Genomic DNA, 13349 nt, shown 5'->3' with positions numbered 1-13349 from the left:
CTACGCCAGCCCCTGGCCGCGCAGCACGTCCTGCACGGACGCCAGGCGCGCGACCGGGTCGGCCAGGGCCAGCAGGTCGGCCTTGTCGTCCGGCGGCAGCGGCAAGAGTTCACACCAGCGGTTGGCCACCCAGCCACAGTCGTCCAGGCGGAACGGCGGCGCCAGCGGCATTCTTTCGGGCGGCACGCCGTCTTGCTGCCATTGGGCCACCAGGCGCCCCAGCGCGTCGGCGCTGGCCTGCATGGCCGCCGGCACGGGCGTGGGCGGGTCATCGGGAATGGGCTCGGCCTCGCCCATCCAAAGACCGTATTTTGCCACTTCGCTGGAAAGCAGCCGGAACCGCCCCGTGCCCGTGCAGCGAATTTCCAGCAGCGCCGGCATGGGCGCCTCCCAGGCGTCGATCCGGGCCATGGTGCCCACGGGCGCCAGCGTCTCCACGCCCTCCGGCGACCGCACTTCGCTGCCCGCCAGGAGGCCCACGATGCCGAACTCGGTGCCCTGCGCGATGCTGCGCCGGATCATGTCCAGGTAGCGCACCTCGAAGATCCGAAGATGCGCCACGCCCCCGGGAAACAGCGCGTTCGATAACGGAAACAAGGGAATCAGCGACATGGCCGCCTCCTGTTCATGTCACGTGGAAGACATCGTCCACCGGCACCTGCAGCGCCGTCGCCAGCGCAAAAAGCGTTACTCCACCGCCGTTCCGCGATCCCATCCGTTGACCTATCATGAGGCGCGGCCCGCGCCCCAGGCGTTGCGCCGTTGGCGGATCAGACTCCCATCATAGAGCCGGGCCGCCCGCCTTGGCCATGCGAACGGGACGGCAGCCCCAGTACGGAGACATCATGCCCCAGCTATCCGCTTACCTGAGTTTCGACGGCGACTGCGCCGAGGCCATGCGCTTCTACGAACGCGTGCTGGGCGGCCGGCTGGAAGCCATAGTCCGCTATGCCGACGCGCCCGCGGACGCGGCCCTGCCCGCGCTCTCGCCCGACGACGCCGGGCGCATCCTGTATGCCCGGCTGACGCTGGACGAGCAGACGCTGATGGGCGGCGACGCCACCGCCAGCCACCCCTACGCGGGCAAACAGGGCGTGGCCCTGTCGCTGGTCTACCCCACCGTATCCGACGCGCACCGCGTGTTCGAGCATCTGGCCGAAGGCGGCAACGTGACCCTGCCGCTGCAGAAGACGTTCTGGGCAGAGGCCTACGGCGCGCTGATCGACCGCTATGGCACCCGCTGGATGGTCAGCGGCGGACGCACCGGCCATTAGCCACGCGCCGAAGCGCCCGCAGGCATTCAGCCGCGCTTGCCGGCCACGGACTTCGGCGTGCGGCCATAAAAGCGCGTGAACGCCGCGCTGAAGTTGGCAGGATGGCGATAGCCCACCCGATACGCCGCCTGCGCGACCTGGCAGCCGGATTCCAGCAGTTCCCAGGCGCGCCGCATGCGCAGCGCGGTCAGCAGCCGGCCGGGACTATCGCCATACAGCGCGCGAAAGCCCTGCTTGAGCTTGAACTCGTTCAGCCCCGTGGCCAGGCACAGGTACTGCACGGTCAGGTCGCGGTCCATCTGCGACTGCATCAGGGCGCGCGCGGCTTCCAGCCGCGCAATATCGGCCTGGCTGACCGGAGCGGCCGGCGGCGCGGGCGCAAGCGCGCGCAACTGCCGCGCCAGCAGCGTCAGCGCGCGGATGTGGGTGTCCAGCGGATCGGCGCCCGACGCCAATTCCGCGCTTGCCGCCGCAAGGTCGGGAGGGGTCGGCCCCTGCGCAAGCTGGCGGACCCGCCCGTCGCCCAGCAGGCTCTCCGCGCGTTCGTCGCCCGCATAGCGGCGCAGGACGCCCTCGCCAACCAGCAGGCGCAACTGCGAAACGGCGGCGCCGGCCACATAGCGGCGCTCTCCGGCGCCGCGCCGGAACGCAGTCACCGTCGTGTGCCCGCCGCAAAAGTCCAGCGCCGTGCCGTCCGCGCCGCGATACGCCGAGACGCCCTGCATGGCCAGCGTGATCACCAGCGTGCGTCCGCCGTGGCTGGCGACGCTCTCTTCGATGAGGTCGCGCGCGGGCGCGTAACGGGAATGGACCAACGACAGGCCGTCGTCCAGTTCAAGCCGGTCGGCGTGGCAATCGCCAATATCGTCAGGCAGCGAATGGCGCTGCCAGCCGGCGCGGGCGCCGGCGACCGGCCGGGCCAGCGTAGCGGATATGCGAGTGGGCATGGAACCTTGTGGACGGACGACGCAACCTGCGCGGACCGGATCGCTCCGCGCCGGCGCGCATAGGAAAGAATCCGGAACGCATACAAAACTGGATGATAGGAGTTCTCAATAAGAAATACCATCTTCGGGATGGCCGCGACAGGATGGCGGCCCCCCTACCAGGAAGCCTCATGCATTCAGACCAGACCCACCCCCTGCAGCGTTATTGGAATCTGGCCGCCGCGCCAGTACAGGCCGCGGCGCTGGACGCCGCGCTGGAATTCGGCGTGTTCGACCGCCTGCACGAACCCGCCAGCGCCGCCGAGGTGGCCGACGCGCTAGGCCTGCGTCCGGCGCAGACCGCCAGCCTGCTGGACATGCTGTGGAGCCTGGATCTGCTGCAGCGCATCGACGGCATGCCAGCGCGTTACGTGTGTCAGCCGCAGGCGCGCCTGCACTTTTGCCAGGGCCAGCCCGGCTACTGCGCGGACGCCTGGCGGTACCGGCGCCGCGCCCTTGCGCATTTCGGCGATCAGATGCGCGCGCTGCTGAGCGCGGAAGGACCGGCGCCGGACCCTTACGTGCAGACCAATGCGCAGGGTTGGGCCGACGCGGCGCGCGTGCAGATCGGCCAGGAACAGCGCGCGATCGCGGTTGCCGCGGCGCGCGAAGCCGTGCGCTGCGTGCCCGGCGCGGCCCAGGCCCGGCGCATCCTGGACCTGGGCGGCGGACCCGGCCTGATCGGAATAGACCTGGTGCGAAGCAACCCCGCTGCCCGCGGCGTGGTGTTCGACTGGCCCGAGACTGCCGCGGTGGCGCAGGAAAACATCGCGCAGGCCGGCCTGTCGGACCGGATGAGCGTGCTGGGCGGCGACCTGGCCCGCGATCCCATCGGCCAGGGCTACGACCTTATCTGGTGCTCGTCGGTGCTGCACTTCGTGCCGGACGCGGCCGCCGCGCTGCGCAAGATGCGCGACGCCCTGGCGCCGGGCGGGCTGTTGCTGATGGCGCATGCCGAAATTCCCGCAGACGCCGCCGCCGCGGCCCGCGTGCTGGCGTTCTACATGCCGATGCAATTGTTGGGACGGCGCGTGACGCGCCAGGGCGAACTGCGCCGGATGTTGCTGGATGCGGGCTATGCCGACGTGCGCGGTTTCGATTCCGCGGCGTTCCCGATGGCGCCGCTGCATGTGCTGACGGCCCGCAAGGACGAACTCGCCGCGCGGCAATAGACGCGGCCGCCTTAGCGCGCCTCAGCCGCCGGGCCGGTGCGCCGCCAGCACATCGTGCAGCGACTGCGCCGCGCCCTGCAGCACCGGCACCGCGCGCAGCAGGTCGTCCAGCATCACCCGCGCGGTCGGCGCATGGCAGGCCACCGCCGCCACCACGCGGTTTTCGGCGTCGCGCACCGGCACCGCCACCGCGCTCATGCCGCGCACGAACTCCTCGTTGTCGATGCCGATGCCGCGCGCGGCCAGGCGTTCCAGTTCGGCCTCCAGCGTGGACGGATCCGTCAGCGTGCGCGGCGTATTACGCGTGAGCGGCAGGCGCGCCAGCACGCGGCTGCGCTCCAGGCGGTTCATCGACGCCAGGAACAGTTTGCCGCTGGCGGTGCAATGCATGGGCACATGGCCGCCCACCGCAAAGAACAGGCGCAGCGGCTCGGTCGTTTCCACGCGTTCCATGTAGACCACCTGGTCGCCGTCGGGCGCGGTCAGATTGCAGGTTTCGCCCAGCGCGCCCACCAGCTTGGTCAGCACCGCGCGGCAGGCGCGCGTGAACGCGCTGGCCCGCAGCGTGGCCAGCGCCAGCGCGGTCGCCTGCGGCCCCGGCACGAAGCCGTTTTCCGTCGGCGTGGCCGCCACAAAGCCGGCGCGCTGCATCGCGCCCAGCAGCCGCATCAGCGTGGTCTTGGGCATATCGAGCCGTTGCGCCAGCTGCGCCAGCGTGGGCGGGTGCTGGGCGCGCGCCAGGTAGTCCAGCACGAGCAGCGCGCGCAGCGAACGCGCGGCCTCCTGCTGCTGTCCGGCGGCGTCTTCGGCGGCCTGACCCGATGCTGCACTGCGATTTTGAAACCGAAGCTGCATGTTCTGTTCCATTTCTCCGCCCCTGCGCGTGTTGTGCTTTGTTCTGCGCGCCTGCTTCCTAGAATCGCCTCAGATGCCGGCCTGGTCCGCATTGCAAGCGGACCGCGGCCCTGCCCGACAAATATAAGGGAGACCGCGCGGAAATGTCCGATACCGTGGATTACATCGTGGTGGGCGCCGGCTCGGCCGGATGCGTGATGGCCAACCGGCTGAGCGCGGACGGCGCGCATTCCGTCTGCCTGCTGGAGGCGGGCCCCAAGGACACCTACCCCTGGATACATATTCCCATCGGCTACGGCAAGACGATGTTCCACAAGGTGGTGAACTGGGGCTACTACACGGACCCCGACCCCAACATGCTGGACCGCCGCATCTACTGGCCGCGCGGGCGCACGCTGGGCGGGTCCAGCTCCATCAACGGCCTGATCTACATCCGCGGACAGCGCGAGGACTACGACGCCTGGGCCGACGCCGGCAATCCCGGCTGGGGCTGGGACGACTGCCTGCCCTACTTCCGCAAGCTGGAAAACAACGACCTGGGCGCCGGCCCTACCCGCGGCACGCAAGGCCCGCTGAACGCCACCTCGATCAAGACGCCGCACCCGCTGGTGGAAGCGCTGATCGCGGCCGCCGGCAAGCTGGGCGTGCCCCACGTGCGCGACTTCAATACGGGCGACCAGGAAGGCGTGGGTTACTACCAGCTCACCACCCGCAACGGCCGCCGCTGCTCCACCGCCGTGGCCTATCTGCGCCCCGCGCAGGACCGCCCCAATCTGCGCGTGGAAACCGACGCGCACGCGATGGCCGTGCTGTTCGAAGGCAGCCGCGCCTGCGGCGTGCGCTACCGGAAGGACGGCCAGGTCCGCACGCTGCGCGCACGCCGCGAAGTGGTGCTGTGCGCGGGCGCGCTGCAGTCGCCGCAACTGCTGCAGCTGTCCGGCGTCGGCCCCGCGGCCCTGCTGCGCGAGTTCGGCATCGGCGTCGTGCGCGACCTGCCGGGCGTGGGCGAGAACCTGCAGGACCACCTGCAGATCCGCCTGATCTACGAGACCAGCCGCCCCATCACCACCAACGACCAGTTGCGCACCCTGGCCGGTCGCATGCGGATGGGGCTGCAATGGCTGCTGCTGCGCAGCGGCCCGCTGGCCGTGGGCATCAACCAGGGCGGCCTGTTCTGCCGGGTCGATCCCGCCAGCGCCAGGCCCGACACCCAGTTCCATTTCGCCACCCTGTCGGCCGACATGGCGGGCGGCAAGGTGCATCCGTTTTCGGGCTGCACGTACTCGGTCTGCCAATTGCGGCCGAGTTCGCGCGGGCGCGTGCGGCTGCGCAGCGCCGATCCGTTCGAGGCGCCGTCGATGCAGCCGAACTACCTGTCCACCGAACTGGACCGCCGCATGGCCGTGGCGGCCGTCAAATACGCGCGCCGGATCGCGGCGACGGAGCCGCTGGCCGGCCTGATGAAGCGCGAGTTCCGCCCCGGCCCGGATGTGCGCACGGACGATGAGATCCTGCATTTCTGCCGGGAGTACGGCGCCACCATCTTCCACCCGTCGGGCACCGCCCGGATGGGGCCGCGCAGCGACCCGATGGCCGTCGTGGACGAGCGCCTGCGGGTGCATGGCGTGGCCGGGCTGCGGGTGGTGGACTGTTCCATCATGCCCACGCTCGTGTCGGGCAACACCAACGCGCCGGTCGTAATGCTGGCCGAGCGCGCAGCCGATTTCATGTTGCAGGACATCAGGCAGGCGCGCGCGCAGACCGTGCGCGCACCGGCCCGGATGGAGATCACAGACCCCGGATAAACCATCGCGGATCGCGCATAGACCCGGCCCGCGGCAGCGCAGATTGCCAGGCCGAACCACCAAAGGAGACTAGACATGGCCAAGCAAAACGAAGCGGCGGTGCGCAAAGTCGTCACCGCCTCGCTGATCGGCGCCACCATCGAGTGGTACGACTTTTTCCTGTATGGCGTCGTCGCCGGCATCGTGTTCAACAAGCTGTATTTCCCTTCCGGCGACCCGCTGGTATCCACCATGCTGGCCTACACCACCTTCGCGGTGGGCTTCGTGACCCGGCCGCTGGGCGGGCTGATCTTCGGCCACTTCGGCGACCGTATCGGCCGAAAGAGCATGCTGGTGATGACGCTGATGATCATGGGCGTGGCCACGTTCCTGATCGGCCTGGTGCCCACGTACGCCACCATCGGCATCTGGGCGCCCATCCTGCTGCTGCTCCTGCGCGTGTTCCAGGGCATCGGCCTGGGCGGCGAATGGGGCGGCGCGGTGCTCATGGCCTATGAGTACGCGCCGCCGGAGAAAAAGGGCTTCTACGCGTCGCTGCCGCAGATCGGGCTTGCCATCGGGCTGTGCCTGGCGTCCGGCACGGTGGCCTTGCTGTCGGTGCTGCTGACCGATGAGCAATTCATGTCCTGGGGCTGGCGCATCGCCTTCCTGGTGTCGGCCGTCATGGTGGCCGTGGGCATGTACATCCGGCTGAACATCAAGGAAACGCCGGAGTTCACGGCGGTCAAGGCCAACAACGCCGAAAGCCGCATCCCGTTCATGGACATGATGCGGCGCTATCCCGGCAACGTCGTCAAGGGCATGGGCGCACGCTACATCGACGGCGTGTTCTTCAACGTGTTCGGCGTGTTCTCGATCTCGTTCCTGACCCAGTCGGTGCAGATTACGCGGACCGAGGCGCTGATCGGGGTGATGGCCGCCGCGCTGGTGATGTGCTTCTTCATCCCGTTCTTCGGCCGCCTGTCCGACCGCATCGGCCGCACCCGGGTCTACTTCTGGGGATCGCTGATCACGGCGGCGGCGTCGTTCCCCGGCTTCTGGATGATGATCAACAGCGGCGGCAATGTCATGCTGATCTGGCTGGCGATCATCATTCCGTTCGGCATCCTGTACGCCGCCGTGTACGGACCCGAAGCCGCGCTGTTCTGCGAGCTGTTCGACGCCAAGGTGCGCTACACCGGCATTTCGTTCGTCTACCAGTTCTCCGGCATTTTCGCGTCGGGCATCACGCCCATCATCGCGACCGCGCTGCTCAAGACCGGCGGCGGCCAGCCCTGGCTGATCTGCCTGTACGTGATGTTCGCGGGCGTGGTGTCTGCCTTCTGCGCGTGGCTCATCGGACGCGGCAGGCAGCCGGCCGAGCTGGACGGCGCGGCCCGGCCCGCAATGCCGCGCGCCGGGCTGCGCAAGGCCTGACCCGGCGCGGGCGGCGCATCAGTCCAGCGCGGCCTGCGGCGGCTGCGCCGCCCGCCAGCCGCCGCCCAGCGCCTTGAACAGCGTCGCCAGCGCCGCCTGGCGCTGGGCGCTGACGTCGATATAGGCGATCTGGTCCGTGTAGGCGCTGCGCTGCGCGTCCAGGTAGCGCAGGTGGCTGTCCACGCCGCCGCGGTAGCGCGCCTCGGACAGGCGCATGGCCTCCTGGCTGGACTGCGCCAGCGCAAGACGCGAAGCCTCCTCGCGGCGCAGCGTCTCGGTGGCGGCCAGGGCGTCGGAAACTTCCTTGAACGCCGTCTGGATCGTCTTTTCATACTGCGCCACGGCGATATCCTTGCGCACCGTCGCCAAGTCCAGGTTGGCCATGTTGCGCCCGCCGGCAAAGATCGGCAGCGTGATCTGCGGCGTGAACGACCAGGCGCGCTGGCCGCCATCGAACAGGCCGGACAGGTCCGCGCTGGAGCTGCCGAACAGGCCGGTCAGCGAAATGCTGGGAAAAAACGCCGCCCGCGCCGCGCCGATACTGGCGTTGCGCGACTGCAGCTGGTGCTCGGCGGCCACGATGTCCGGCCGGTTCTCCAGCAGTTCCGACGGCGCGCCGGCCGCGATCTCCTGCACCAGCATGGGCGCGTCCGCCTGCCGCTGCGGCAGGTACGGCGACAGGTCGCTGATTCCCACCAGCAGACCCAGCGCGTTGCCAGCCTGGCGCACCTCGCGGTCCATGCGTTCCAGTTCCGCGCGCGACTGTTCGGTCAGGCCCAAGGCCTCCTGGTAGTCCAGCGCGGTGGCAGTGCCCGCCTGGCGTCGCTTGACGATCAGTTCCAGCGAGGCCTCGCGGCTGGCCAGCGTCTGGCGCGTGACCTCCAGGCGGCGCTGCGCGCTGTCGCGCGACAGGTAGGCCTGGATCACTTCGGCCACCAGGCTGATCTGCGCGCCGTGCGCGGTGGCCTCGGTGGCCAGGTATTCCTGCAGGGCCGCGTCCGACAGGCTGCGCACCCGGCCGAACAGGTCGATCTCGAACGCCGTGAGGCCCAGGCCGGCCTGGTAGCTGCTTTGCACGCCGGACGCGCCAGTGCTGCTCAGGTCGCCCGGAACGCGCTGACGCGTGCCCGTGCCCTGCGCGTTGATACCGGGCAACTGGTCCGCACGCTGGATGCGGTACTGCGCGCGCGCCGCCTCGATGTTCAGCAGCGACTGGCGCAGGTCGCGGTTGTTCGCCAGCGCCAGCTCCACCAGCTTGCGCAAGGCGTCGTCAGTGACGAACGATTGCCAGTCCAGCGTCGCGGCCGCGGACGGCTGCGTCCCGGTGGCCGCCTGGCTCCAGTGGTCGCCCACCGGCGAGGCCGGGCGTTCATGGACCGGCGCCAGCGAGCACCCGGCCAGCGCCGCGGCAAGCAGCACCGCGGAAATCCGCAAGGGAAAGAAGTTCTGCATCATGGAAATCACTCCTGCACCGTGCGCGGCTCAGCGGCGGGCGCGGCCGGGGACTTGCCCCGCTTGCGCCGCACCATCGACAGCACCCACACGAAGAAGATCGGTACGAAGATCACGCCCAGCAGCGTGGCGGTCAGCATGCCGCCGATCACGCCCACACCCAGCGCGCGCTGGCTGGCGGCGCCTGCCCCGGTCGCCAGCGCCAGCGGCACCACGCCCAGGATGAACGCCAGCGAGGTCATCACGATCGGGCGGAAGCGCAGCTTGGCGGCCTGGATGGCGGCGTCGGCCAGCGAGTGCCCCTGCTCGCGCAGGCTCTTGGCGAACTCCACGATCAGGATGGCGTTCTTGGCCGCCAGCCCGATGATGGTGATGAGACCCACCTTGAAGTACACGTCGTTGGACATGCCCAGCAGCGTCACCGCCAGCACCGAGCCCAGCGCGCCGATCGGCACGATCAGCATCACGGACGCGGGGATCGCCCAGCTTTCATACAGCGCGACCATCAGCAGGAACACCACCAGGAAGGCCAGCGCGAACAGCATGGGCGCCTGCGCGCCGGCGAACTTCTCCTGGTAGGACAGCCCGGTCCATTCGAAGCCGATGCCGTCCGGCAGCCCGGCCACGATGCGCTCCAGCTCCGCCATCGCCTCGCCGGTGCTGTAGCCGGGCATCGCGTCGCCCGCGATCTTGAACGCGGGATAGCCGTTGTAGCGCGAGATCTGCACCGGCCCGTTCTCCCAGTCCGTCTTCACGAACGCGCTCAGCGGCACCATCTTGCCGGACTTGTTCGGCACGTTCAGCTGCAGGATGCTCTCGGGCGTCATGCGGTCGCGCACGTCGGCCTGCACCACCACGCGCTGCAGGCGCCCGGCGTTGGCGAAGTCATTGACGGTGGCCGACCCGTAGGCCGACGAAATCGCCGTGCTGATCACGTCGAAACCCACGCCCAGCGCCTCGGCCTTCTGGCGGTCGATGTCCAGCCGCAGCTGCGGCGCGTCCGCCAGGCCTTCCATCATGGCGTAGGCGATGACCGGCGAACTGTTGGCCTGCGCCAGTAGCTGGTCGCGCGCTTGCGTCAGCGCCGCCCGGCCCAGGCCGCCGCGGTCCTGCAGGCGCAGCGCGAAGCCGCCCGAATTGCCCAGACCCTCGATGGGCGGCGGGTTGACGGCCATGACGGAACCGTCGTCGATGACCGCGAAGCGCCCGTTCACGCTATCGGCTACGTCGGCGGCGGACTGGCCCTTGCCGCGCTCGGACCAGTCCTTGAGCGTGGGGAATGCGATGCCCGCGTTCTGGCCGGTGCCCGAAAAGCTGAAGCCCATGACCGTGAAGGCGTCGCCCATGGCGTCCAGCGACATCAGGTGCTGCTCAACATCGCCCACCACCTTGTCGGTGCGCAGGTGCGTCGCGCCCGGCGGCAGCTGCACGTCGACGATGACGTAACCCTGATCTTCCGGCGGCACGAAGGACTCCGGCACGCGCACATACAGCACGGCCAGCACGGCGACGATGGCCGCGTAGATCACCATGTAGCGGCCGGTGCGCTTGACCAGCCGCGAATTCAGCGCCTCGAAGCGTCCGGTCAGGCGGTTGAAGACGCGGTTGAACCAGCCGAAGAAGCCCTTCTTTTCCTCGTGGTGGCCCTTGGGAATGGGCTTGAGGAAGGTCGCGCACAGGGCCGGCGTGAAGGTCAGCGCCAGGAAGCCCGAGAACAGGATCGACACCGCCAGCGACAGCGAGAACTGCTGGTAGATCACGCCCACTGACCCGCTCATGAACGCCAGCGGCAGGAACACCGCCGACAGCACCAGCGTGATGCCGACGATGGCGCCGGACACCTGCTCCATGGCCTTGACCGTGGCCTCGCGCGGCGACAGGCCTTCTTCGGCCATGATGCGCTCGACGTTCTCGACCACCACGATGGCGTCGTCCACCAGGATGCCGATGGCCAGCACCATGCCGAACATCGTCATCATGTTCACCGAGAAGCCCAGCACCGACATCACCGCGAACGTGCCCAGCAGGCACACCGGCACCACGATGGTCGGGATCAGCGTATAGCGGAAGTTCTGCAGGAACAGGAACATCACCAGGAAGACCAGCACCATGGCTTCCAGCAGCGTATGCACCACCTTCGTGATCGCAACGCTGACGAACTTGGAGGTGTCGAACGGCACGGAGTACGCCACGTCCTCGGGGAACGAGGCCGACAGTTCCTGCAGCCGCGCCTTCACGGCCTTGACCGTGTCGATCGCGTTGGCGCCCGGCGCAAGCTGCACCGCCGCGCCCACGGACTTCCTGCCGTTCAGGCGGGTCTCGAAGTCATAGCTCTGGCGGCCCACTTCCAGGCGCGCTACGTCGGCCAGGCGCACGGACGAGCCGTCCGCGTTGGCGCGCAGCACGATCCGGCCGAACTCCTCGGGGTTGTCCAGCGTGCCCTTCACGGCCAGCGTGGCGGTCAGTTCCTGCTCGGGCGAGCCCGGGCGGCTGCCGAAGCTGCCGGCCGGCACCTGCACGTTCTGCGCGGCGATGGCGGCATTGACGTCAGCCACCGACAGGCCCAGGCCCAGCAGCTTCTGCGGGTCAATCCAGACGCGCATCGCCGCTTCGGCGCCGAAGAACTGCACCTTGCCCACGCCGTTCACCCGGCGGATCTCGTTGTTGATGTGGCGGGCGGCGTAGTCGGACAGGCCCACCACATCCTTGTGCGCGTCCTCGCCCTTATAGGTCAGGGCGTAGATCATCAGGAAGTTGGAGCTGGCCTGCTCGACCTGCAGGCCCTGCTGCGTCACCGCCGTGGGCAGGCGCGCCTCGGCCTTCTTGATGCGGTTCTGCACGTCCACCTGCGCCAGGTCCGGGTCGGTGCCCGGCTGGAAGGTGACCGTGATTTCGGCGCTGCCGCTGGAACTGCTGGACGACTCGTAGTACAGCATGTTCTTGGCGCCGTTCAGCTCCTCTTCGATGACGCTGGTCACCGAATCGACCAGCACGGTCGCGGAAGCGCCGGGATAGGTCGCGGCAATCGTCACCTGCGGCGGCGCCACCACCGGAAACTGCGACACGGGCAGCGAAGGAATCGCCAGCAGCCCGGCGAGCGAGATGAAGATGGCCACCACCCAGGCGAAATTGGGGCGGCCAATGAAAAACTTGGACATGTCTAACCTCGTTCAGGCGCGCATTGCATCAGGGCTGCGCCGGGGCCGCAGCCTCGCCGGCCGCGGCCAGTTTCGGCTGGGATACTGGGGTCACGCTGACCTTCTGGCCGGGTACGGCCGCATTGACGCCGCCGACGATGACCCGGTCGCCGGGGGCCAGGCCCTCGACGATGTGCCAGTCGCTTCCGCGCATGGCGCCGGTGCGCACCGCACGCGTTTCGACCACGTCGTCGGGCCCCGCCAGCAGCACCTGCGGCTTGCCGTCCGTACTGCGCGTGACGGCGCGCTGGGGCACCAGGATCGCCGCCGGGTCCACGCCCTGTTGCGTGCGCACGCGCACATACATGCCGGGCAGCAGCAGCACGTCTGGATTGGCGAACTCGCCGCGCAGCGCCACCTGGCCCGTGGTCCGGTCCACCGCGATATCCGAGAACAGCAATTGGCCCTCGCGCTTCTGGTCCGTGCCGTCGATGGTGATGGAAATGCGCGCGCCCTCGCCCGCCGCCAGGCTGCCGTCCTGCATGGCGCCGCGCATGCGCAGCATGTCGCCCACCGGCTGGTTGAAGTCCACATAGACGGGATCCAGTTGCTGGATCGTCGCCATCGCCGTGGCCTCGTTCTGGCCCACGAGCGCGCCTTCGGTCACCTGCGCACGGCCGATGCGGCCGGAAATAGGCGCCTTGACCGTGGCGTAGTCCAGGTTCAATTGCGCGGTCTCGACGTCGGCCTGGGCCGAGCGGCGCGCGGCCTGGGCGCTCTTGAGCGTGGTGGTGGCGGTATCGAAATCCTGCTGGCTGACGGCTTCGATCTTGACCAGGGGCGCATAGCGCCGCACCACGGCCTGCGCGTCGGCGACGGCGGCGTCCGCCTTGGCCAGTTCGCCCTGCGCACGCGACAGCGCCGCCTTGAAAGGCGCCGGGTCAATGCGGAACAGCACGTCGCCCGCCTTGACGTCCGCGCCTTCCTCGAATTCGCGGCTGAGCACGATGCCCGCGACGCGGGCGCGCACCTCGGCCACGCGCATGGGTTCGACCCGGCCCGGCAGTTCGCTGGACAGCGCGAAACGCTCCGGCTGCACAGCCAGCACCTGGACCGGACGCGCCCCTGCGGCCTGCGGCGGCGCATCGTTCGCCCCGCCGCAACCGGCTAACAAAATCGCCGTCGCCAACACCGCCAGGGGCAGCCGCCATTCTTTGTTCAACATCATTACCTACCCCCGCCCGCGGCGACT

General features: G+C 69.1%; 10 protein-coding genes. 4 read left to right on the top strand and 6 right to left on the bottom strand.

Features of this window, described 5'->3' with window-relative positions:
* Entirely contained in the window at positions 1 to 612 is a 612-nt protein-coding gene (locus KYC_RS20935) for an LON peptidase substrate-binding domain-containing protein (protein WP_008166101.1), read from the bottom strand.
* A gap of 233 nt (positions 613 to 845) precedes the next feature.
* On the opposite strand from KYC_RS20935, the gene KYC_RS20930 reads away from it, so the two are divergent.
* Positions 846 to 1274, top strand: a complete 429-nt coding sequence (locus tag KYC_RS20930; RefSeq protein WP_008166099.1) for a VOC family protein — start codon at positions 846 to 848, stop codon at positions 1272 to 1274.
* A 26-nt stretch (positions 1275 to 1300) separates the two neighbouring features.
* On the opposite strand, the gene KYC_RS20925 is transcribed toward KYC_RS20930, so the two are convergent.
* The gene (locus KYC_RS20925; protein ID WP_008166096.1) at positions 1301 to 2221 is read right to left on the bottom strand and encodes a helix-turn-helix domain-containing protein; all 921 of its coding nucleotides are present in this window, start codon (positions 2219 to 2221) and stop codon (positions 1301 to 1303) included.
* Between the two features lie 170 nt (positions 2222 to 2391).
* Between KYC_RS20925 and KYC_RS20920 the strand changes: the two genes are divergently transcribed.
* Positions 2392 to 3432: a methyltransferase gene (locus KYC_RS20920; RefSeq protein WP_008166095.1), complete on the top strand. Its 1041-nt coding sequence runs from the start codon at positions 2392 to 2394 to the stop codon at positions 3430 to 3432.
* Between the two features lie 21 nt (positions 3433 to 3453).
* On the opposite strand, the gene KYC_RS20915 is transcribed toward KYC_RS20920, so the two are convergent.
* The gene (locus KYC_RS20915) at positions 3454 to 4299 is read right to left on the bottom strand and encodes an IclR family transcriptional regulator (RefSeq protein ID WP_008166094.1); all 846 of its coding nucleotides are present in this window, start codon (positions 4297 to 4299) and stop codon (positions 3454 to 3456) included.
* Positions 4300 to 4430: 131 nt separating this feature from the next.
* Between KYC_RS20915 and KYC_RS20910 the strand changes: the two genes are divergently transcribed.
* Both KYC_RS20910 and KYC_RS20905 read left to right on the top strand, forming a co-directional pair.
* A complete protein-coding gene (locus KYC_RS20910) occupies positions 4431 to 6092 on the top strand; it encodes a GMC family oxidoreductase (RefSeq protein ID WP_008166093.1) in 1662 nt (553 codons plus the stop codon).
* Between the two features lie 75 nt (positions 6093 to 6167).
* On the top strand, positions 6168 to 7508 hold the full coding sequence (locus KYC_RS20905) for an MFS transporter (protein WP_008166092.1): 1341 nt from the start codon (positions 6168 to 6170) through the stop codon (positions 7506 to 7508).
* A gap of 18 nt (positions 7509 to 7526) precedes the next feature.
* On the opposite strand, the gene KYC_RS20900 is transcribed toward KYC_RS20905, so the two are convergent.
* Genes KYC_RS20900 through KYC_RS20890 form a run of 3 tightly spaced genes read right to left on the bottom strand, consistent with a single transcriptional unit; the run spans position 7527 to position 13322 of the window.
* Positions 7527 to 8963 carry an efflux transporter outer membrane subunit gene (locus tag KYC_RS20900; RefSeq protein ID WP_008166091.1) on the bottom strand — a complete coding sequence of 479 codons (1437 nt, stop codon included), beginning with the start codon at positions 8961 to 8963 and terminating at the stop codon, positions 7527 to 7529.
* Positions 8964 to 8968: 5 nt separating this feature from the next.
* Positions 8969 to 12118: an efflux RND transporter permease subunit gene (locus KYC_RS20895; protein ID WP_008166090.1), complete on the bottom strand. Its 3150-nt coding sequence runs from the start codon at positions 12116 to 12118 to the stop codon at positions 8969 to 8971.
* Between the two features lie 28 nt (positions 12119 to 12146).
* Positions 12147 to 13322: an efflux RND transporter periplasmic adaptor subunit gene (locus KYC_RS20890; protein ID WP_008166089.1), complete on the bottom strand. Its 1176-nt coding sequence runs from the start codon at positions 13320 to 13322 to the stop codon at positions 12147 to 12149.
* Positions 13323 to 13349 lie beyond the last annotated feature (27 nt).

The organism is Achromobacter arsenitoxydans SY8 (assembly GCF_000236785.1).
Lineage (GTDB): Bacteria > Pseudomonadota > Gammaproteobacteria > Burkholderiales > Burkholderiaceae_B > Achromobacter > Achromobacter arsenitoxydans.
The sequence above is the reverse complement of the archived record's forward strand: the minus strand, read 5'-3'. Positions and strand labels throughout refer to the sequence as shown.